The sequence below is a fragment of the uncultured Alistipes sp. genome, assembly GCF_910580175.1.
Taxonomy (GTDB): domain Bacteria; phylum Bacteroidota; class Bacteroidia; order Bacteroidales; family Rikenellaceae; genus Alistipes.
The window spans coordinates 139,831-162,286 of sequence record NZ_CAJTXD010000002.1 but is presented as its reverse complement, the minus strand read 5'-3'; the positions used below and the strand labels follow the sequence as shown (position 1 = coordinate 162,286).

Genomic DNA, 22,456 nt, shown 5'->3' with positions numbered 1-22,456 from the left:
ACCGAAACATTTCGGGCACACCCTCCCATCCGCAACATTTCGGGTACAGCCTTTCGTCTATAACATTTCCGCCCCTCCATTCGAAACACGTTGGGCATAATCTTTCTGTAACGTTTTAGCCCGGCTTTTGCCGGGCTAAAACGTTTTAAAAAACGATTTAATATCTTTGCGCCGCACCTACGGCAGAATCCGTTTCCCTATTTCCGCTTGCGCAGGAAACACTCGATCGTGTTCTCCATCAGGCAGCAGATCGTCATCGGCCCGACACCGCCAGGCACGGGCGTGATGACGGAGGCTTTGGACTCGATGGCCGCGAAATCGACATCGCCGCACAATTTGCCGCTCTCGGGATCGCGGTTGACCCCGACGTCGATTACCACGGCCCCCTCGGCCACCATGTCGGCCGTGACGAACTTCGGACGTCCGATCGCCACAACGAGGATTTCGGCACGGCGCGTTACCCCGGCCAGATCGCGCGTGCGGCTGTGAGCGACAGTCACGGTAGCGTTTTCATCCATCAGCAGCTTCGCCACCGGCAGGCCCACGATGTTGCTGCGCCCGACAACGACCGCCTCGCGGCCCGCGATGTCGACGCCCGCCGCCTTGAGCATCTTGATTATCCCCTTGGGCGTGCAGGGCAGCGTACAAGGCTGTTTCTGCCACAGGGCCGCCACATTGAGCGGATGGAAGCCGTCGACATCCTTGGACTTGTCGATGGCCGCGATCACACGCTCCTCGTCGATATGCTTCGGCAGGGGCAGCTGCACGAGAATGCCGTCGACCTCCGCGTCGGCGTTCAGCCCGGCCACGATGTCGAGCAACTCCGCCTCGGAAATGGTCGCAGGCTTGCGGATCGTCGTGTTGCGGATGCCCACCTCGGCCGAGGCCTTGGCCTTGCCGGTCACATAGCTGACGCTGCCGGGGTCTTCGCCCACCAGAATCACTGCCAGATGGGGCACGCGTCCATATTTCGCGGGGAAAGCAGCCACCTCCGCCGCCATGTCGGCCTTCAACTTGGCCGAAAGTTCTTTACCGCTGATAATCATATCGTAATCACATAATTAGACAATTCATTCGCTCTATTCATACCCGGCAGCAGCACGCCGTTCCATCCTGTCATGCTGCATTCGCCCGGGCCGGCTTCGGGGGGTCGCATCTCCGATGCGAGCCGGCCCCGGGCGCAAGGTCTTGCGACCTTGCAATCCGAAAGGGAAGCATCCCCCCTCTCTGATCCTTAACGGTGAACCGTAATTTCCTCCAACGCCCAATGCCCTATGTCCGAGCGATGGAAAAGGTTGTCGCACCCGATGAGGGCCACGTCGGCGAGTGCTTTTTCGCGGGCTTCGGCCAGCGTCGCACCATGCCCCACGACGAAAAGCACACGCCCGCCGGCTGTTACCACACGCCCGCCGTCGGCGCGCGTACCCATGTGGTAGACCGTTCCTCGAACGTGCTCCAACCCCTCGATCGGATGCCCTTTTTCGTAGGCGTCGGGATAACCTTTCGAAGCCAGCACGATGCCCAGTGTGACGAAATCGTGCCACTTCAAGGTCGCATCGCACCCGTCGGCCACGGCGCAGAAGATATCGACAATATCGCTTTTCAGACGCGGCAGCACGACCTCGGTTTCGGGATCGCCGAACCGGGCGTTGAACTCGATGACCCGGATGCCCTGCGCGGTCTTCATCAGTCCGCCGTAGAGCACCCCCTGGAACGGACATCCTTCGGCGACCATCGCGTCGGCCACGGGCTGCATGATGTGCTCCAAGGCGTACTTCTCGTCGTCGTCCGTGATGAACGGCAGCGGCGAATAAGCACCCATGCCGCCCGTATTCGGCCCCTTGTCGCCATCGAAAGCCCGCTTGTGATCCTGTGCGAGCACCATCGGCCACACGCGGTGTCCCGAGACGAAGCACATGAACGAGAATTCGGGGCCTTCGAGATAATCCTCCACGACAACCTTGCCCCGACCGAACTTGTCGTCGAGGAGCATGTCGCGCAAAGCGGCATCGGCCTCCTCGGCACTCTGCGCGATGACGACGCCCTTGCCGGCAGCCAACCCGTCGTATTTCAACACGGCGGGAAAGGGGCGCGCCATGACGTATTCCCGCGCCGCGCCATACTCCGTAAAGGCCTTGAAGCCGGCCGTCGGGATGCCGTATTTCGCCATCAACTCCTTGGCGAACTCCTTGGACGACTCGATGCGTGCGGCGGTCTTCGTCGGGCCGAAAATCCGCAACCCTGCGGCCCGGAACGCATCGACGACACCTGCGGCCAACGCCACTTCAGGCCCCACGACCGTGAGACCGATCCCCTCGGCCGCAGCGAAGTCGCGCAGTCTTTCGATCTCGGTCTCCCCGATCGCCACGCACTCGGCCTGCTGCGCGATGCCGGCATTTCCGGGTGCGCAAAATATCTTGTCGACCTGCGGCGAACGGGTCAACGCATCGACGATGGCGTGCTCACGACCGCCGGAACCGATAACAAGAACTTTCATAAAATCAATGTTTGAAGTGACGCTCGCCCACGAACATCATGGCGATACCCTTTTCGTCGGCCTTGCGGATCGAATCCTCGTCGCGCACCGAACCGCCCGGCTGGACGATGGCCGCAACGCCGTACTCGGCCGCGAGGGCCACGCAATCGTCGAAGGGGAAGAACCCGTCCGAAGCGAGCACCAACCCCTCGGTGCAACCGGCGGCCCGGGCCTGCTTCAAGGCGATTTCAGCCGAGCCGATGCGGTTCATCTGACCGGCGCCGACACCCAACGTACGGCCGTCCTTGACGACGACGATGGCATTGGACTTGACATGCTTGACGATCCGCCAACCGAAATTGAGGTCGGCCAACTGCGCATCCGTGGGTTTCTTCGCCGTGACGCACATGTCGGCGGCAACGGGACGCGTGGCGAGATCCAGTTCCTGCACCAGCAGTCCGCCGTTGACGCTCGCATACTGCCGGGGAGCACCCTCGCCGCGCGCCATGTCGACCTCCAGGAGACGCAGATTCTTCTTGGTGCCGAGCACTTCGAGCGCCCCCTCGTCGAACTTGGGCGCCATGATGATCTCCAGGAAAACGGGCTTCATCAACTCGGCGACCTCGCGTGTGACGGTGCGGTTGGTGGCGACGATGCCGCCGAAAATCGACACCTTGTCAGCTTCATAAGCCTTGCGCCATGCGTCGACGACATCCGCACCCACAGCGGCGCCGCAAGGATTCATGTGCTTGAGACCGACGCAGAACGGCGCATCGAACTCGCGGACGATGCACAACGCGGCGTTGGCATCCTGGATGTTGTTGTAGGACAACTCCTTGCCATTGAGCTGGCGGGCGAAAGCGAGCGAAAAAGGCACAGCGCCGCCCTCGCGGTAGAACTTGGCCGACTGGTGGGGATTCTCGCCGTAGCGCAGCGACTGTACAAGGTCGAATTCGAGGAACAATTTCTCATCGAGACCGGCCTGCGCGCGCATGTAAGTCGCAATCATGGCGTCGTACTGCGCGGTATGGGTATAGGCCTTGGCAGAGAGTTTCAGCCGGGTAGCCTTGGCGGTGTTGCCGCCGGCGGATATTTCATCCAGAATCTGCGCATAGTCCGCCGGGTCGCATACGACCGTGACGTCGGCCCAGTTCTTGGCGGCGGAACGCAACATGGAGGGGCCGCCGATGTCGATGTTCTCGATGGCGTCCTCCATCTTGACGTCGGGCTTGGCGATCGTCTCGCGGAACGGATAGAGGTTGACGCACACCAGGTCGATGAAACCGATGCCGTTGTCCTTCAAGGCCTTGACATGTCCGGGATCGTCGCGGCGCGCCAGCAGGCCGCCATGCACCTTGGGATGGAGCGTCTTGACGCGTCCGTCGCAGATTTCGGGGAATCCCGTCACATCGCTGATATTTACCACCTCGACGCCGCTGTCGCGCAGCAGGTTCATCGTACCGCCCGTGGCGATTACCTCCCAGCCTTGCTGACGCAGGCCCCGGGCGAACTCCACGACGCCGGTCTTGTCGCTTACACTGATTAAAGCACGCATATTTATTTATCGTTCAATATTTTACCTATCGTTTCTACATAAAGCGGATACTCCGTGGCATGCACCATGGCTTCCAACTCGGCGAGGTCTCGGCCGTAGTACTCGAAAGCCCGCTGGGCGACGATCGGCCCGCCGTCGAGCGTGGCGTCGACCCGATGGATCGTCACGCCGAAGACCTTGACGCCGTAATCGAGCGCCTGCTCGATGGCATGCGCACCGCGAAAAGCGGGCAACAACGACGGATGGACATTGATGATCCGCCCGCCGTAAGCCTCCAACAAAGTATCGCCCACGATGCGCATGTAACCGGCCAAGCAGACCAACTCCACGCCGGCAGCATCGAGCAATGCCACGATCTCACGCTCGAAATCGGCCTTGGAACCATACGCCTTGGGCGAGAAAACGAAAGTCTCGACCCCATGCGCGGCAGCCCGCTCCACGACCCGGGCGCCGGGCTTGTCGCAGACCATCAACACCACCCGGGCATTCAGCACGCCCTGCTCGCAAGCCTGGACGATGGCCTCGAAATTGGTGCCGCTGCCGCTGGCGAAAACTGCAAGTCTGTGCATGGTCCTACCGGATCGTGACACCCGGGGTGTCGGTAATGCGCCCGATGACCGACGCACGCTCGCCGCAAGCGGCGAGGATGTCGACGGCCTGCTGTGCGGCGCTTTCATCCAACGCGACGACCATGCCGATGCCCATGTTGAAGATGTTGAACATCTCGCGATGAGGAATCTTACCGTATTTTTCGAGAAAGCGGAACACGGGCAGGATTTCCCATGCGCCCTCCTCGATTTCGATGCCCTGGCTGCCACGGAGGATGCGCGGAATGTTCTCGTCGAAACCGCCGCCCGTGATGTGGGCGATGCCGTGGACATCGCACTGGCGGATTACCTCCAACATCTGCTTGACGTAAATCCGGGTAGGCGTGAGCAACACCTCGCCCAACGACTTGCCGGACAGCTCGGGATAACTCCCGTTCAGGCTCAACCCGTTGTCGTCGACGATCTTGCGCACGAGGCTGAACCCGTTGGAATGGACGCCGCTGGAAGCGACGCCGACCAACAAGTCGCCGGCCTTGACCTTCGACCCGTCGATCAACCGCTTCTTCTCGACGACGCCCACGGTAAAGCCTGCGATGTCGTACTCGCCCTCGGCATACATGCCGGGCATCTCGGCCGTTTCGCCGCCGACCAAAGCGCAGCCGGCCTGCCGGCACCCCTCGGCGACACCGGAGACGATAGCCTCGATCTTTTTAGGCTCGTTGTGCCCGACGGCGATGTAATCGAGAAACAACAACGGCTCGGCACCCTGCGCCAGAACGTCGTTGACGCACATGGCCACGGCGTCGATGCCGATCGTATCGTGCTTGTCCATGGCGAAGGCCAACTTCAACTTGGTACCCACGCCGTCGGTGCCGCTGACCAGCACCGGCTCCTCGATCCGGAGCGCCGAGAGATCGAACATACCCCCGAAAGCCCCGATGTTGCCCATCACGCCCAGACGCGCCGTGGATTCGACATGTCTGCGGATGCGCCTTACCGACTCGTAACCGGCTTCGAGGCTGACCCCGGCCTTTTCATAACTTTGTGCCATAAATAATTATATTTCTTATACTTAAACATTCGCTTCCGCCTAAAATTTCCCGTCCTTGTTGGCCTCCTCGCGGGCAGTATAAAGCGCCGTGGGATAACGCCCCGTGAAACAAGCCGTGCACAACTCGCCGCGCCCGCCGGCTGCGAAGAGCGCCTTCTCGGAGAGGAACGCCAACGTATCGGCCCCGATCTCCCGACGCACGCCTTCGACATCGAGACGCGCGGAAATCAACTCGTCGTAAGTCGAAGTGTCGACACCGTAGAAACACGGATCGGTCATGGGCGGCGAAGCGATGCGCACATGCACCTCGGTAGCCCCGGCGTCGCGCAACATGCCGACGATGCGCCGCGAAGTGGTGCCCCGCACGATCGAATCGTCGATCAACACGACGCGCTTGCCGCGGACGATGCTCCGCACGGCCGAGAGCTTCATCCTTACGCCCTTCTCACGCATAGCCTGCGAAGGCTGGATGAAGGTGCGGGCGATGTACTTGTTCTTGATAAGTCCCATTTCGTAGGGCAGGCCGCTGGCCTCGGCATAGCCCATGGCGGCGCTGAGACTCGAATCGGGCACCCCGACGACGATATCGGCCGGAGCGGGGGCCTCGGCGAAGAGCAGCCGTCCCGACTCCTTGCGGAAAGCATGGACGTTGCACCCTTCGATGTCGCTGTCGGGACGGGCGAAGTAGATGTACTCCATGGCGCACATCTGCCGCCGCTTGTACTGCGAATAATCGGTGGAACGAATGCCGTGGGCGTCGATGGTTACCACCTCGCCCGGCTCGACGTCGCGCACGAACCCGGCGCCCAGGACGTCGAACGCACAAGTCTCGCTGGAAAGCACGTAGCCGTCGCCCAGACGCCCGATGGACAAAGGACGCAGACCATACTTGTCGCGACAAGCGTAGATGCGGTTGGCCGTCATGATGAGAAAGGCGAAAGCCCCTTCGAGCATGTTGAGCGCATCGATGATGGAAAAGATGCGCGGCCGGTCGCGGTACTTGGTCTCCTTCTTGATGAGGTGGGCGAGCACCTCGCTGTCGGACGACGACTGGAAAAGGCTGCCCTTGTTTTCGAGGTAATCGCGCAACTGACTGGAGTTGACGATATTGCCATTATGCGCCAAGGCGAAGTCGCCCGAATTGTGACGGAACATGAACGGCTGCACGTTCTCGATGCCGCCGCCGCCCGCCGTAGAATAACGCACGTGGCCGATGGCCATGCTACCGGCGAGCGCGGACAGGGCCGGCTCCTTGAAGACTTCGGTAACCAACCCCTCGCCCTTGATGCGGCGAAGCTTGCCGCCGGTGTCGACGCTGACGATGCCGCACCCCTCCTGCCCCCGGTGCTGCAAGGCATGCAGACCATAGTAGGCGAGCGACGCCGCATCGGGCACGCCGTAGATGCCGAACACGCCGCACTCCTCATGCAACTCCCTGTCGATCATAGGATTGACCATTACCCTACTCCGTGATTTTGCGCAAACGCTCCAGAATCTCCTCGTAAGCCTCGCGCACCTTGCCCAAGTCGCGGCGGAAACGATCCTTGTCGAGCTTCTCGTTGGTCGCGGCGTCCCACAAGCGGCAGGTGTCGGGCGACACCTCGTCGGCCAGGACGATCTGCCCGTCGGAAGTCTTGCCGAACTCGATCTTGAAGTCGATCAACCGAATGTTCATGCGAGCGAACAACTCTTTGAGCACGTCGTTGATCTTGGCGGTCATCTTATAGATGGTGTCCAACTCCTCGTAGGTAGCGGCGCCGAGCGCCACGGCGTGGTGATCGTTGATCAGGGGATCGCCCAACTCGTCCTTCTTATAACAGATGTCGAAGATGACGTTCGAAGGCTCGGTACCCTCCTCGATGCCGAGACGCTGGGCCATCGAACCGGCGATGACGTTGCGCACGATGACCTCCAGGGGAATGATCGAAACTTTGCGGCACACCTGGTCGCGGTCGTTGATGGTCTCGATATAATGCGTCGGAACGCCGGCCTTATGCAACTGATTGAAAATCAATGTGGATATGGCATTATTCAGCACACCCTTATTCTCGATGGTAGCCTTCTTGACGTTGTTGAACGCCGTAGCGGCATCCTTGTAATGGATGATGATCTTGTCGGGATCGTCGGTCAAGAAAACTTGTTTTGCCTTGCCCTCGTAGAGCATTTCGAGCTGTTTCATAAATTTGAAATTTTATATTGTCGTATTGTTCTTTCTGAAATATTTTACCGCATTCTCGAACAAAGCCTGCTCCTTGTTGCCGGCGATGTTCTTGAACAGATGCTCCTCCCAACGCTCAGTATGCCCCATCTTGCCCAGGATGCGGCCGTCGGGCGAGAGAATGCCCTCGATAGCGCAGGACGAACCGTTGGGGTTCCACGGTGCGGCAGCCGCAGGCTCCCCGTCAGGGCCGACATACTGGAAAGCGACCTGCCCGGCGTCGAAAAGCTGGCGCGCCAACTCCTCGCCGACGACGAACTTGCCCTCGCCGTGGCTGACGGCGATGCTGTGCAGCTCGCCCGGGACAAAACCGCTCAACCAAGGCGACGCAACCGACGCGACACGTGTGGTAACGATCTGCGAGATGTGACGGTTGATGTCGTTGCGGAAAAGCGTGGGCGACTCGCGCGTGACCATGCCCAGACGCCCGTAGGGCAACAATCCGGACTTGACCAGCGCCTGGAAGCCGTTGCAGATGCCGAGGATCAGACCGCCGCGGTCGAGAAGCGCATGGATCGCCTCGCGGATCTTCGCATTGTTGAGTACGTTCACGATGAATTTGGCGCTGCCGTCGGGTTCGTCGCCGGCAGAGAAACCGCCGCTGAGCACGAGGATGTGGCAGCGGTCGATGCTTGTCTGCATCCGGTCGATCGAACGCAGGATATCGTCGCCGGCGATGTTGCACAACACGCCGGTCTCCACGCAAGCACCGGCCCGGCGGAACGCCTTGGCGGTGTCGTAGTCGCAATTGGTGCCGGGGAAAACGGGCAGGAAGACGACCGGATGCTCGACGGCGGAGCCGGGATACTCGACCGCATCGGTGCGGGGTTCGCCTGTCATCATGACGGCGCGGTTGTCGCTCTTGTCGGGGTAGATCACGGCGAAACGCTCGGTATTGGCGCGGTAGAGTTCGTCGAGCGGCAGACGCACGCCATTGATGCTCAAGGCGGCGTCCTCGATGGTCTGACCGAGGAATTCGGCATCGGGGAACTCCAGCTCGCCCGTCGCCTCGACGAGGATCGAACCGTAGGCATATGCGTAGAGCCGCTCTTCGTCCATCGTGATGCAGGCACCGACCTCGTTGCCGAAAGCCATTTTGGCGATACCCTCGGCGACGCCGCCGAAGCCGACCGACCAGGCGGCGACGATGCGTCCGGCCTCGATCTGTTCGCTGACGAACGCGAAGTTGCGCTTGAGCTGCTCGGTGTCGGGCATGAAATTCTCGCAGGGCGTATGGCGCACGAGGTAGATCCGGTTGCCGGGACGCTTGAAATCGGTGGAGATGACCTTTGCGGCGTCGACCGTCGTGATGCCGAATGCCATCAACATGGGCGGCACGTCGATGTCCTGGAACGTACCGGACATGGAATCCTTGCCGCCGATGGAAGGCAGGCCCAACTCGATCTGCATGCGCAAGGCCCCCAGCAGGGCGGCCAGCGGCTTGCCCCACGACCGGGGATCCTGGGTCATGCGCTCGAAATACTCCTGGTAGGAATAACGCATCTTGTCATAACGCGCACCGGCGGCCACGACCTTGGCGGCCGCCTCGACCACGGCATAGGCGGCACCATGATAGGGACTCCACGAAGCCACGAACGGATTGTAACCGAAAGCCATGATGCTGGCCGTGCGGGTAAATCCGTCGACGGGGAGCTTCTGCACCGAGACCTGCGTCTCGCTGCGCTGCGTACGTCCGCCGAAAGGCATCAGCACGGTAGAACGGCCGATGGTGGAGTCGAACATCTCGACCAGCCCGCGCTGCGAAAGCACGTTGCTGTCGTTGAGGTTGTTGGCGAAGCGCGCGGCCAAGTCGCCGCCCTCCAGCACACGCGCGAACGGGTTCTTCTCCTCCACAGCCCCGATCTGCGCCTCGGCGAAATGCTTCGCACCGGCCGAATCGATGAACCGGCGGCTGAGGTCGACGACCGGGCGCCCGTTGCAGAACATACGCATGCGGCCCGAATCGGTAACGTCGGCCACCTCGACGGCCTCGATATTCTCCTCGCGGCAGTAACGCATGAACTCCTCGGTGTCCTTGGCCTCGACCACGACGGCCATGCGCTCCTGCGACTCGCTGATGGCCAACTCCGTGGCGTTGAGCCCGCTGTATTTGGTCTTCACGCGGTCGAGATAGATGTCCAGTCCGTCGGCCAACTCGCCGATAGCGACGCTGACACCGCCGGCGCCGAAGTCGTTGGACTTCTTGATGAGCCGCGTTACCTCCGGACGCCGGAACAACCGCTCCAACTTGCGCTCCTCGGGAGCATTGCCCTTCTGCACCTCGCTGCCGCACGTTTCGAGCGAATGCGAATCGTGCTCCTTGGACGACCCCGTGGCCCCGCCGATGCCGTCGCGCCCGGTGCGGCCGCCCAGCATGATGATCCGGTCGCCGGGAGCGGGAGTTTCGCGCCGCACGTTCCCGGCCTTGACGGCACCGACGACGGCACCGACCTCCAAACGCTTGGCCACGTAATTGTCGTGATAGATTTCGCGCACATGGGTGGTAGCCAGACCGATCTGGTTGCCGTAGCTGGAGTAGCCGGCGGCCGCCTTGCGCGAAATGACGCTCTGGGGCAACTTGCCGGGGAGCGTCTCGCCCACCTTGCGGTAGATATCGCCCGCACCGGTCACACGCATGGCCTGGTAGACGTAGCTGCGGCCCGACAACGGGTCGCGGATGGCGCCGCCGAGGCATGTCGAAGCACCTCCGAACGGCTCGATCTCGGTGGGATGGTTGTGCGTCTCGTTTTTGAACTGCAAGAGCCATTGCTCGGTGCAGCCGTCGACATCGACATCGACGAAGACCGAACAAGCGTTGTTCTCGTCGCTGACCTCCAGGTCGTCGAGCAGACCGCGCTGCCGCAGACAACGGGCGCCGATGGTGGCGATATCCATGAGACAAAGGCTCTTATGCTCGCGCCCCAACTCGCGGCGGATATTGAGGTAGAGCGCCAGCGCATCCTCTATCTCGCCCTTGAGGAACGACTCCTCGACGGCGATGCCGGTAAGCTCGGTGGTAAAGGTCGTATGGCGGCAATGGTCGCTCCAATAAGTATCGAGGATGCGCAACTCGGTCTCGAACGGATCGCGCCCCTCCTCGCGGAAGTAACGCACGACCTCGCGCAAGTCGTCGGCGCTCATGGCCAGACCATAGTGCTTACAGCAGGCCCCCAACTCGTCGTCGGCCAACTCGCGAAAACCCTCCAACACCTCGACGGGCTTCACTTCGGCCTGCTCCATGTCGCTCAACACGGCGAGGTTTTTCTCGCGCGACTCGACGGCATTGATGCAATAATGCTTGATCCGGGCCAGGTCGCCGTCGCTGACGTCGCCGTCGAAGATGAGCAGGCGCGACGAACGGATGCGCACCTCGGCGGCGGGGTCGATCAACCGCACGCAATCGACAGCCGAAGCAGCCCGCTGGTCGAACTGACCGGGCAGGAACTCGATGGCGATGAACCGATGACCGCTCAAATCGCACGTGTCGCTCACGGTGTCGGTAACGATCTCGCCGAAGACGGCATACCGGCTCTTTTCGAGCAGCTCCTCGCTGAAGCCGAAGAGATCGTAGACATTCAACAACCGAAGCGACCGCAGGGAAAGCCCCAAATCGGCATTCAACTCGCGCCACAAGCTCTCGGCCTCGACCTGGAAACGGGGAAGTTTTTCGACGAAAATACGATAATCACTCATATCTTGATTTATTCTTATTTCACAAATTCATCGCTCCATCGCCCGGCATACCCGGCGGCATCCGACCCGACGAACGTGATGTGACCCATCTTCCGCTTGGGACGGGACTCGGACTTGCCATAGAGGTGGACGAAGACCCTTTCGTGCCCCTCGGCAGCGATCCGCCGGGCGGCATCGAGATCTTGACCGAGGATGTTTTTCATGACCGTAGGAGCGATCAGCCGCGGCTCCTCCAGCGGCAGGCCCACAAGAAAACGCACCAACTCGCGGAACTGGTTGGTGGAACACCCCTCGATCGTCCAATGGCCCGAATTATGGGGCCGCGGCGCCATCTCGTTGAAGTAGAAGCGGTCGCCCTTGACGAACAACTCCACGGCGAGGATGCCGACATAACCGCACTGCAACATGAAATCCCTGCCCGCGGCCTGCATGCGGGCCGCCAACTCCGGCGAAACGCCTGCGGCCGGCACGAAACAAAGATCGAGGATGCCGTCGCGGTGGATGTTGCGCCCGATGGGGAAGACGACGACCTGACACCCGTCGGAGACCATCACGAGACTGACCTCGAAATCGAAATCGACGAACGCCTCTAAAATGCAGGACACAGCCAACAACGGAAGCGCCCGAGGAATATCCTCCTCCGAACGCAAAACGACTTGCCCATGACCGTCGTAGCCCAAAGTACAGGTTTTCAAAACACATGGGAATCCCAACTCGGCCGACGCGCGCCGCAACGCCTCCTCGCTGTCGACGGGGCGGTACTCGGGCGTATCGAACCCATGCTTGCGGGCGTTGTCTTTCTCACGCAGGCGATCCTGCGAATCGTACAATGGCCGGAATCCCTGGGGAATATTATATTTCTCAACAAGCGGAATCAACACCTCGCCGGGAACGTTCTCGAACTCGTAAGTAACGGCGTCGCACTGCCGGCAAAGCTCCTCCAGCGCCGCAGCATCGTCGTAAGCGGCGACGATCCGTCCGTCGCACGCGGCAAAAGCGGGAGCGTCGGACGCCGGGTCGAGCGCCACGGTGCGCACGCCCAAACCGCGCGCCTGCTGCGCGATCATCAACCCCAGCTGACCGCCTCCTATGATACCGACGGTCTTCACGGCAACTCGGTTTTCAACACGTCGTCGGTCTGCTTGGCGCGGAACGCATCGAGCCGGGCGGCCAAAGCCTCGTCCTGCAAGGCGAGAATCGAAACGGCGAGCAAGGCGGCGTTCTTGGCGCCGTTGATGGCGGTCGTGGCGACGGGCACCCCGGCGGGCATCTGGACGATCGAAAGGAGCGAATCGAGACCGTTCAAAGCCCGGGACTTGACGGGCACCCCGATGACAGGCAACGAAGTCATGGCGGCGACCATACCGGGCAGGTGGGCGGCGCCCCCGGCTCCGGCGATGATGACGCCGAGACCCCGTTCACGCGCCGTGCGGGCGTAATCGCACAACAGTTCGGGCGTGCGGTGGGCGCTGACGATCCGTTTCTCGAAATCGACGCCGAACGATTCGAGCGTCCGCACGGCGTCGGCCATTACCTCATAATCGCTCGCCGATCCCATAATCACACCGACTTTCAAATGTTTTTCCATGCTTGTCAAACTATTCGCCTTACGGTCTCCTTTTCTGCCATAAAAGACGAACCGCCACGGCACGCATGTCCTGGCGGTTCGTATCTATCCGATCATCCGGCACACGGCCGCGCGCCGCTCCCGAGAACGCACGCGCGACGACGGTTGCAGATCCGGCGACAAGGCACCGGCACCCTCGCGGCGCCGCTTGCGCTTACCCAACCCGATATGGTCGAAAAGAATCATTACCCGGATGAAATCAAGAAAATTCCGAAAAAATAACAATGCAAAAATAACGCATTCGGCCCGCACTTTCAACAACTCCGGGCGGATTCTATCGACAATTTATTCACAAAATCGTCTCGCAGTAAGCGCACCGGCATGCGCCGTCGTCCGAACGGCGAGCGAGACGGTCGACATCCTCGGAAACGGAAATGCACCGCGGATTGGAACAAACAGGGCCGTCGACGAGGAACGGCTCGCCGAAGACGGGCGTACGCTCGAAAGGACGGTTCTCGCCGGCCCACCGCAGCAAAGTGAGAATCAAAGCCATGCGCACGAACTTGCCGTTCTCGACCTGGCGGAAGTAAGCGGCGCGGGGATCGTTGTCGACGGCCCGCGCGATCTCGTTGACGCGCGGCAGCGGATGAAGAACGATCATATCCTCGCGTGCGGTCTTCAACTTGTCGGGATCGAGCACGAAGCTGTCTTTCACGCGGTCGAACTCCTCCTGGTCGAGGAAACGCTCCTTCTGGACGCGGGTCATGTAAAGGATATCCAACTCGGGCATCGCCTCCTCCAAAGTATGCACCTCGCGGAACTCCAGACCGGAACCGGCGCTCATTTCCCGGAGCATGTAATCGGGCAGACGCAATTCCTGGGGCGAGATGAGGAAGACCTTGATGCCCTGGTAACGAGACAACGCCTTGATGAGCGAATGGACGGTGCGGCCGAACTTCAAGTCGCCGCAGAAGCCGATCGTGAGGTGGTCGAAACGCCCCTTCTCGCGCTTGATGGTCAACAAGTCGGTAAGCGTCTGGGTGGGATGGGCATGGCTGCCGTCGCCGGCGTTGATGACGGGGATGCCGGCGTACTGCGACGCGACGAGCGGCGCCCCCTCCTTGAAATGACGCATGGCGATGATGTCGGCGAAGCACCGGATGACGCGCACCGTGTCGGCGACGGTTTCCCCTTTGGAGACCGACGACGAAGCGGCATCGGAGAACCCGATGACCTCGCCGCCCAACTCCAACATGGCGGAAGTGAAACTCAAGCGGGTGCGGGTCGACGGCTCGTAAAAGAGCGTAGCGAGCTTCTTGCCCCGGCAAACCTGGCTGTATTTGGCCCGGTCGGCGATGATATCCTCGGCCAGAGCGATGATCTGCCCGGTCTCCTCGACCGTCAGATCGGTAGGATCGATCAAATGACGCATAAATCGAATGATTGGCAATTCGGTTACTTCATCCACCGCTCGTCGGAGGGGTTGTCGCGGAAACGGAGCAAGCGCACCTTGTCCTCGGGACGGATGTAACCCTCGGCGGCGGCGACCTCGACCAAGGCATCGAGGTTGGAGAGGCTATGGTTGACGACGCCGGCAGCCTGCATGCGGTCGATGCCTTTCTGCATGCCGTAGGTAAAGATCGACGCGACGCCCAAGACCTCGGCACCCGCCTCGCGCAAGGCCTCGACGACCTCGATGCACGACCCGCCGGTGGAGATCAGGTCTTCGATGACGACGACCTTCTGCCCCTTTTCGAGCTTGCCCTCGATGCGGTTGCCGCGCCCGTGATCCTTGGCGCCGGAACGCACGTACCCCATCGGCAAGTCGAGCAGCGTGGCGGTAATGGCGGCATGGGCGATGCCGGCCGTGGAAGTACCCATCAACACCTCGGCCTCGGGAAAATACGTGCGGACGATCTCGGCCAGACCGACCTCGACATGCTTGCGCACCTCGACAGCGGTAAGCGTCAACCGGTTGTCGCAATAAATCGGGCTTTTGATGCCGCTGGCCCAGGTAAACGGCTGCCCGGGGCGCAGGAAGACGGCGCCGATGGACAGCAAATCTTTGGCGATAGATTTCTCCATAAAATCAAGTATATTCGGTTTTCGTTCTATTGCAATGCTTTCCGCAAAACCTGCTCCACCTCGTCGGACGTAATATCGCCCTCGTGACACTTTACCTCGCCGACGTAGAACGTGGGGACATAATAATAATCGTAGGAACCGGCCACCTCGGGCTGCTCCGACTCCTCGATCGTCTCGACCTCGACGTCCGCCAGCTCGGGATGAGCAGCCTTGGCATCGGCGACGAACTGCAACGCGCGCTTGCAGAAAGGACAACCGCGCAGATAAAAAAGTTTTACGGACTTCATACTCTCAATGAACAATTAAATGAATAATGGGCAATGATTCCGACAAATCTTATTCCTTATCGACTATTCATTGTTCATTTCCACAAAATTCTTCCACGCAGCGGCGGTAGGCGGCCACGGGATCGGGCGCAGCGGTAACGGGGCGCCCGACGACGATGAAGTCCGACCCGATTTCACGGGCACGGGCGGGCGTGGTGACGCGCACCTGGTCGGCGACGTCGCCGTCGGCGAAACGAATGCCGGGCGTGACGGCGAGGAAACCGGCGCCGCATGCCTCGTGCACCATGCCGGCCTCGAGCGGCGAGCAGACCACGCCGTCGAGACCCGCTTCACGGGTGTTGCGGGCGTAACGCACGATGGTGTCGCCCATCGAAGCGCCGATCAATAACTCCTGCTGCATGCGCTCCTCGCTGGTGGACGTGAGCTGCGTCACGGCGATGAGCAGGGGCCGCGTACCGTCCTCGCGCGTGAGTCCCTCGCGGGCGGCGCGCATCATCTCGATGGTGCCGGCGGCGTGGACGTTGCACATGTCGACGTCGAGCCGCGACAAAACGGCCATCGCCTTGCGGACGGTATTGGGAATGTCGTGGAGCTTCAGATCGAGGAAAATGCGGTGGCCCCGGCGCTTGATTTCGCGCACGATGGCCGGCCCCTCGGCATAGAAAAGCTCCATGCCGATTTTCAGAAAGGGTTTGCGCGTCTCGTCCTTGAAAAGATCGAGGAAGCGGAAAGTATCCTCGGCCGACTTGAAGTCGCAAGCGATGATTACGTCTTTGTTATTCATATCGAAAAGAATTTTATCTTATTATTCGTCCGTGCCGGCTGCGGAGATCGCATCTTTGACGCGAGCCGTCCCCGGGCGCAAGGCTTTCAGCCTTGCAAAACGCAGTGCGGAGACAGCGGCGCCCGCCGCCTTTCGCATTTCAGTTTTCGCTTTGCACGATTCCTATGATGTCGCTCAGGCGTTCGATCCCCAGCCGCTCCATCTCGGCGGGCAGGGTCTCGACAATCTTCTTGCAGGCATAGGGATCGACCAGGTTGGCAGCGCCCACCTCGACAGCCGTAGCACCGGCCATCATCATCTCGATCACGTCGCGGGCCGTCGAGACGCCGCCGCACCCGATGACGGGCACCCGGCACGCCCGGGCCACCTGAAAGACCATACGCACGGCCACGGGGAAGACCGCCGGGCCGGAAAAACCGCCCATCGTATTGGCGATGACGGGTCTGCGGCGCTCGATGTCGATGCGCATGCCCAGCAAGGTGTTTATCAGGCACAGCCCGTCGGCCCCGGCCTCCTCGCACGCCTTGGCGATGGCCACGATGTCGGTAACGTTGGGACTCAGCTTGATGTAGACCGGCTTGGTCGTCACAGCCTTGACGGCGCGCGTGACCTCGGCGGCGGCTTCGGGCGAAGTGCCGAACGACATGCCGCCGTGCCGCACGTTGGGACACGAGACATTGACCTCGATCAACCCGACCTGCTCCTCCTTATCGATGCGCTCGCAACAATAGGCGTACTCCTCGACCGAAAAACCCGAGATGTTGGCGATGACGGGCTTGTGGAAGAACTCGCGCAAGCGCGGCAGCTCCTCGGCGATGACATGGTCGATGCCGGGATTCTGAAGACCCACAGCATTGATCATCCCCTCGCGGCACTCGGCGATACGGGGCGTGGGGTTGCCGAAGCGGGGTTCGCGCGTAGTGCCCTTGAACGAGAAGGAACCCAACATGTCGAGGTCGTAGAAATCGCGGAACTCCTGGCCGTAGCCGAACGTGCCGCTGGCCGGAATGATAGGGTTGTCCAACCTCAACCCGGAAAGTATGACGGAAGTATCTAACATAAATCAAATCTGTTCGCATATCGTGCGGCCGCAACTTGCGGAGCACGCTGGCGGGCCTCCGCGCCGGGAAACTGCGACCCGCACGGCCCAAAGGGCCGCATCGTCCACGTTATCCATTTACCAAAGTATCTCGCCCTTGTTCATTACCGGCCCCTCCTTGCAGATGCGCTTGCTGCCCGTGAGGGTCTTGCACGAACAGCCCATGCAGGCGCCGAAGCCGCACCCCATGCGCTCCTCGAACGAAAGCTGGCCGTCGCACACCGTGGCCTGCGACAGCGCCCGAAGCATCGGCAGCGGGCCGCAGGCATAGAAGTAGTCGAAATCGAGAGCGGAGAGAGCATCGGTAACGAATCCTCCGACCCCCTCGGAACCGTCGGCCGTAGCGACCGTGACGGAACAACCCAGCGCGCGGAACTCCCCGGCATAGAAGACCTCGGCCGCCGTATTGAAGCCCAGCACGACCTGCACGGGCTTGCCGGCGGCAAGGAGCACCTTGGCCAGGTTGTAGAGCGGCGGCACGCCCACCCCGCCTCCGACCAACAGCGGCCGCCGGGCATCGTTGTCGGTCGAAAAACCGTTGCCCAGCCCCGTGAGCAGGTCGAGCTGCCCGCCGGGCTGGATGCGGGCCATCTGCGCGGTGCCCTCGCCCACGACCTTGTAGATGAGCGTGAGCGTCGTGGCGTCGTAGTCGCACACCGAGATGGGGCGCCGCAGATAACGGCCCTCCAACGCGATGTTGACGAACTGCCCGGGCCGCACGATCCACTGCGTGTCGCCCTCCAGACGCATGCGGCGAACCGACGCCGTAAGCGGCTCGTTGGAAAGAACGGTATAAATTCCCTGCTTGTACATTAGCTTGCTATTCTGCGTCGATTGTCGACACCCGGAGCGTGATCTCTTCGAGCACGTCCAGCAGCACGGCCACGGTTTCGAGCGCCGTGAAGACCGTGACGTTGTTCTCGACGGCCGTACGGCGGATTTCGTAGCCGTCGAGCCGCGTGTCGTGCTGGTTGATGTCGATGGTGTTGATGACATAGCTGACATGTCCCTGCCGCAGGGCGTCGATGATCTCGGAACTGCCCTCGCTCAACTTGCGCCGCGTGCGGGTGCGGATGCCGTGGTCGCGCAAGAACGCGGCGGTGCCGGTCGTGGCCTCGACATTGAAACCCAGCTCGTAGAAGCGCTTTACCAGAGGGAGCGCTTTCTCCTTGTCGGGGTCGGCGATGGTAACGAAGATGGTGCCGTAGTTCGAGACGTTCATGCCCGTGGCCTGCAACGCCTTGTAAAGGGCGCGGGTCAGCTTGTCGTCGTAACCGATCGCCTCGCCGGTAGACTTCATCTCGGGCGAGAGGTAGGAATCCATGCCGCGGATCTTGGCGAAGGAAAAAGCGGGTGCCTTGACATACCATCGGGCTTTCTCACGGCCGCAGACCTCCGTAATGCCCAGCTCGCGCAGGCTCTTGCCCAAGATGACCTGCGTGGCGATGTGGGCCATGCCGACTCCCGTGGACTTGGAGAGAAACGGCACGGTGCGCGACGAACGGGGATTGACCTCGATGACGTACACCTCGTTGTTGCTGTCGAGGATGAACTGGATGTTGTAGAGACCCACGATGCCGATGCGCAGACCCAACCGCACGGTATAATCGATGATCTTCTGCTTGGCGGACTCCGGTACGCTGAACGTCGGATAGACGCTGATCGAGTCGCCCGAGTGGATGCCCGTGCGCTCGACGTGCTCCATGATGCCGGGGATGAAGACCTCGCGGCCGTCGCAGATGGCGTCGACCTCCAACTCCTTGCCCATGATGTAGCGGTCGACCAGGACGGGCTGGTCGACGTTGACCTCGACGGCTGTCTGGAGGTAATGCCGCAGGCGCTCCTCGTTCGAGACGATCTGCATGGCGCGGCCGCCCAACACGTAGCTCGGGCGCACCAAGACGGGATAACCGATTCGCGCGGCGGCGCGAACGCCGGCCTCGATGTCGGTAACAGCTTCGGCCTCGGGCTGGGGGATGCCCAGCTCCTCCATGATCTTCTCGAAGCAGCCGCGGTCCTCGGCGTTGCGGATGGCCTGGCAGTCGGTGCCGATGATGGGCACGCCGAGGGCGGCGAGCGGCTCGGCAAGGTTGATGGCCGTCTGTCCGCCGAGCGAGACGACGATGGCCTTGGGCTTCTCGAAGTGGATGACGTTCATGACGTCCTCCACGGTCAGCGGCTCGAAGTAGAGCTTGTCGCTGGTGGTGTAGTCGGTGGAGACGGTCTCGGGGTTATTGTTGATGATGATCGCCTCGTAGCCCGCCTCGCGGATCGACCAGATGGCGTGGACGGTCGAATAGTCGAACTCGACGCCCTGACCGATGCGGATGGGGCCGGAACCGAGGACGACGATCTTCTCCTTGCCGCTGACGACCGACTCGTTTTCCAACTCGTAGGTGGAGTAGAAATAAGGCACGTAAGACGAGAACTCGCTGGCGCAGGTGTCGATCATCTTATAGACGGGGAAGAGACCGTGCTGCTCGCGCAGGCGGAACATCTCCTGCTCGGAGAGGCCCCACAACTGCCCGATATATTTGTCGCTGAAGCCCACGCGTTTGGCGTCGCGCAGCGTCTCGATGTCGTGCGGACGAGCGCGGACAACGCTCTCGAACTCGACGATGTTCTTGAACTTTTCGAGGAAGAACATGTCGATCTTGGTATTGTTGTAAATCAACACCAGGTCGATGCCGCAGCGGATGAGCTGCGCGATGGCATAAAGGCGGTCGTCGGTGCCGGTGCGGATATACTCCAGAAGCCGGTCGGTCGTCCAATCGTCGAACTTCTTGTGGTAGATGTGGCAGACGCCTGTTTCGAGCGACCGCACGGCCTTCAAAAGCGACTCCTCGACCGTACGGCCGACGGCCATCACTTCGCCCGTGGCCTTCATCTGGGTGCCGAGAGCATTGGACGCGTCGGAGAACTTATCGAAGGGGAAACGGGCGATCTTAGTGACGACGTAATCGAGCGTCGGCTCGAACGACGCGGGGGTGTTGGCAATGCGGATCTCGTCGAGCGTGAGGCCTACGGCGATCTTGGCGCTGACGCGGGCGATGGGATAACCCGACGCCTTGGAAGCGAGGGCCGACGAACGCGAGACGCGGGGGTTGACCTCGATCAGGTAATATTCGAACGACAAGGGGTCGAGCGCGAACTGGACGTTGCAGCCGCCCTCGATCTTCAACTCGCGAATGATCTTCAACGCCGAATCGCGCAGCATCTGGTACTCGCGGTTGGTCAGGGTCTGGCTGGGAGCGACGACGATCGAATCGCCCGTATGGACACCCACGGGGTCGATGTTCTCCATATTGCAGATGGCGATGGCCGTGTCGTTGGAGTCGCGGATGACCTCGTACTCGATCTCCTTGTAACCCTTGATGCTCTTCTCGACGAGCACCTGGTGGACAGGCGAGAGGAAGAGCGCGTTGCGCATCATCCCGCGCAGCTGCGCTTCGTCGTCGGCAAAGCCGCCGCCCGTGCCGCCCAACGTGAAAGCGGGGCGCAGCACGACGGGATAGCCTATCTTGCGCGCGATGTCGGCCGCTTCATCGATGGAAGTGGCGACCTCCGAGGGCAGCACCGGCTCGCCCAGCGACTGGCACAGCTCCTTGAACAACTCGCGGTCTTCGGCCCGCTCGATCGACTCGAACGACGTGCCGAGAATCTCGACCTGGCACTCGGCCAGAATGCCTTTCTTGGCCAGCTGCACGGCCAGATTCAAACCGGTCTGTCCGCCCAGGCCCGGCACGATGGCGTCGGGGCGCTCGTAGCGGATGATCTTGGCGACGTATTCGAGCGTGAGCGGCTCCATGTAAACCTTGTCGGCGATATGGGTGTCGGTCATGATGGTGGCCGGATTGGAATTGACGAGCACCACCTCGTAACCCTCCTCGCGGAGCGCCAGGCACGCCTGCGTACCGGCATAGTCGAACTCGGCGGCCTGGCCGATGACGATCGGGCCGGAACCGATGACCAAAACTTTATGGATATCTTTTCTTTTAGGCATTTTTGTGCTCCTCCATCATTTTAATGAACTTGTCGAACAAATAGATGCTGTCCTGCGGCCCCGGAGCGCTCTCGGGATGGTACTGCACCGAGAAAACCTGTTCCTCGGGGCACTCGATGCCCTCGGCGGTGTTGTCGAGCAGGTTGACGTGGGTCAGGCGCAGGGGCGTACCCTTCAACGACTCGATGTCGACGGCGAAACTATGGTTCTGGCTGGTAATCTCGATCTTGCCGGTGTCGAGGCACTTGACGGGATGGTTGCCGCCGCGGTGGCCGAACTTCATCTTGAAAGTCTTGGCGCCGTAGGCCAGGGCGACCATCTGGTGGCCCATGCAGATGCCGAAGATAGGCAGGCGCCCCTTCAATGCCCGCACCTTCTCGATGACAGGCTCGACGTCGACCGGATCGCCGGGGCCGTTGGAAAGGAAGATGCCGTCAGGCCGGAAAGCGAGTATCTCCTCGACCGAAGCATCGTAGGGCACGACCGTGACGTTGCACCCCTTGGCGTTGAGACAGCGAATGATGTTGTACTTGATGCCGCAGTCGATAGCCACGACGTCGTACCGGTGGTTGGGCGTGCGGGAAAACCAACGTTTTTTGCAACTCACGCGAGCCACCATGTCGTGCGGCAGCTCGTAGGCGCGAAGCCGCTCCATAGCCTCCTCGTGCGGCGTCGCGGCATCGGCGATCATCACCTTCTGGCTCCCCTCGTCGCGGATGATGCGGGTGAGCGCACGGGTGTCGATGCCCCACACGCCCGGGATGCCCATCTCCTCGAAAACCTCGTTGAGTGTACGCGTATAACGGAAGTTGGAGGGGATGTCGTTGTACTCGCGGACGATCATGCCGCCGATGGTGGGGAATTTGGTCTCGTAATCCTCCTCGGCGGTGCCGTAATTGCCGATCAAGGGATAGGTCATGACGACCGTCTGGTCGGTGTACGACGGATCGGAGACGATCTCCTGATAACCGACCATCGAGGTATTGAACACGATCTCGTTGATCGACTCCCGATCGGCACCGAACCCGTAGCCGAAAAACTCACGGCCGTTTTCGAGCACGATTTTTTTAGTGTAAGGTTTCATCGAAAA

The 22,456-nt window shown here is 61.2% G+C and carries 19 protein-coding genes; all 19 read right to left on the bottom strand.

What is annotated here, in order from left to right; translation table 11 throughout:
• Window positions 1-197: 197 nt before the first annotated feature.
• Window positions 198-1,046 carry a bifunctional methylenetetrahydrofolate dehydrogenase/methenyltetrahydrofolate cyclohydrolase FolD gene (gene folD / locus QZ298_RS03060; RefSeq protein ID WP_296005264.1) on the bottom strand — a complete coding sequence of 283 codons (849 nt, stop codon included), beginning with the start codon at window positions 1,044-1,046 and terminating at the stop codon, window positions 198-200.
• A 188-nt stretch (window positions 1,047-1,234) separates the two neighbouring features.
• Complete coding sequence (gene purD, locus QZ298_RS03055; protein WP_296005263.1) at window positions 1,235-2,497, bottom strand: phosphoribosylamine--glycine ligase; 1,263 nt, start codon at window positions 2,495-2,497, stop codon at window positions 1,235-1,237.
• Window positions 2,498-2,501: 4 nt separating this feature from the next.
• Window positions 2,502-4,031, bottom strand: coding sequence for a bifunctional phosphoribosylaminoimidazolecarboxamide formyltransferase/IMP cyclohydrolase (gene purH, locus QZ298_RS03050; protein ID WP_296005262.1), 1,530 nt, complete (start codon window positions 4,029-4,031; stop codon window positions 2,502-2,504).
• 2 nt (window positions 4,032-4,033) lie between these two features.
• Window positions 4,034-4,600 (bottom strand): phosphoribosylglycinamide formyltransferase, encoded by a 567-nt coding sequence (purN, locus tag QZ298_RS03045; RefSeq protein ID WP_296005261.1) that lies wholly within the window; start codon window positions 4,598-4,600, stop codon window positions 4,034-4,036.
• A 4-nt stretch (window positions 4,601-4,604) separates the two neighbouring features.
• On the bottom strand, window positions 4,605-5,630 hold the full coding sequence (gene purM, locus QZ298_RS03040) for a phosphoribosylformylglycinamidine cyclo-ligase (RefSeq protein WP_296005260.1): 1,026 nt from the start codon (window positions 5,628-5,630) through the stop codon (window positions 4,605-4,607).
• Between the two features lie 39 nt (window positions 5,631-5,669).
• Window positions 5,670-7,088, bottom strand: coding sequence for an amidophosphoribosyltransferase (gene purF / locus QZ298_RS03035; RefSeq protein ID WP_296005259.1), 1,419 nt, complete (start codon window positions 7,086-7,088; stop codon window positions 5,670-5,672).
• Between the two features lie 4 nt (window positions 7,089-7,092).
• Window positions 7,093-7,809, bottom strand: a complete 717-nt coding sequence (purC, locus tag QZ298_RS03030; protein ID WP_296005258.1) for a phosphoribosylaminoimidazolesuccinocarboxamide synthase — start codon at window positions 7,807-7,809, stop codon at window positions 7,093-7,095.
• A 12-nt stretch (window positions 7,810-7,821) separates the two neighbouring features.
• On the bottom strand, window positions 7,822-11,541 hold the full coding sequence (locus QZ298_RS03025; RefSeq protein WP_296005257.1) for a phosphoribosylformylglycinamidine synthase: 3,720 nt from the start codon (window positions 11,539-11,541) through the stop codon (window positions 7,822-7,824).
• A 14-nt stretch (window positions 11,542-11,555) separates the two neighbouring features.
• Complete coding sequence (gene purK, locus QZ298_RS03020; protein ID WP_296005256.1) at window positions 11,556-12,650, bottom strand: 5-(carboxyamino)imidazole ribonucleotide synthase; 1,095 nt, start codon at window positions 12,648-12,650, stop codon at window positions 11,556-11,558.
• Window positions 12,647-13,129 carry a 5-(carboxyamino)imidazole ribonucleotide mutase gene (gene purE, locus QZ298_RS03015; RefSeq protein WP_363323894.1) on the bottom strand — a complete coding sequence of 161 codons (483 nt, stop codon included), beginning with the start codon at window positions 13,127-13,129 and terminating at the stop codon, window positions 12,647-12,649. Before purE ends, purK begins: the two co-directional genes overlap by 4 nt.
• Before the next feature lie 84 nt (window positions 13,130-13,213).
• Window positions 13,214-13,354, bottom strand: coding sequence for a hypothetical protein (locus tag QZ298_RS03010; protein WP_296005255.1), 141 nt, complete (start codon window positions 13,352-13,354; stop codon window positions 13,214-13,216).
• Window positions 13,355-13,457: 103 nt separating this feature from the next.
• A complete protein-coding gene (pyrB, locus tag QZ298_RS03005) occupies window positions 13,458-14,540 on the bottom strand; it encodes an aspartate carbamoyltransferase (RefSeq protein WP_296005254.1) in 1,083 nt (360 codons plus the stop codon).
• Window positions 14,541-14,563: 23 nt separating this feature from the next.
• Window positions 14,564-15,193 carry an orotate phosphoribosyltransferase gene (pyrE, locus tag QZ298_RS03000; RefSeq protein WP_296005253.1) on the bottom strand — a complete coding sequence of 210 codons (630 nt, stop codon included), beginning with the start codon at window positions 15,191-15,193 and terminating at the stop codon, window positions 14,564-14,566.
• Between the two features lie 26 nt (window positions 15,194-15,219).
• Window positions 15,220-15,480: a thioredoxin gene (locus tag QZ298_RS02995; RefSeq protein ID WP_296005252.1), complete on the bottom strand. Its 261-nt coding sequence runs from the start codon at window positions 15,478-15,480 to the stop codon at window positions 15,220-15,222.
• Window positions 15,481-15,547: 67 nt separating this feature from the next.
• A complete protein-coding gene (pyrF, locus tag QZ298_RS02990) occupies window positions 15,548-16,264 on the bottom strand; it encodes an orotidine-5'-phosphate decarboxylase (protein WP_296005251.1) in 717 nt (238 codons plus the stop codon).
• 139 nt (window positions 16,265-16,403) lie between these two features.
• Entirely contained in the window at window positions 16,404-17,324 is a 921-nt protein-coding gene (locus QZ298_RS02985) for a dihydroorotate dehydrogenase (protein ID WP_296005250.1), read from the bottom strand.
• 117 nt (window positions 17,325-17,441) lie between these two features.
• On the bottom strand, window positions 17,442-18,176 hold the full coding sequence (locus tag QZ298_RS02980; protein WP_296005249.1) for a dihydroorotate dehydrogenase electron transfer subunit: 735 nt from the start codon (window positions 18,174-18,176) through the stop codon (window positions 17,442-17,444).
• Between the two features lie 7 nt (window positions 18,177-18,183).
• Window positions 18,184-21,366 carry a carbamoyl-phosphate synthase large subunit gene (gene carB / locus QZ298_RS02975; protein ID WP_296005248.1) on the bottom strand — a complete coding sequence of 1,061 codons (3,183 nt, stop codon included), beginning with the start codon at window positions 21,364-21,366 and terminating at the stop codon, window positions 18,184-18,186.
• The gene (carA, locus tag QZ298_RS02970) at window positions 21,359-22,450 is read right to left on the bottom strand and encodes a glutamine-hydrolyzing carbamoyl-phosphate synthase small subunit (protein WP_296005247.1); all 1,092 of its coding nucleotides are present in this window, start codon (window positions 22,448-22,450) and stop codon (window positions 21,359-21,361) included. Before carA ends, carB begins: the two co-directional genes overlap by 8 nt.
• Window positions 22,451-22,456 lie beyond the last annotated feature (6 nt).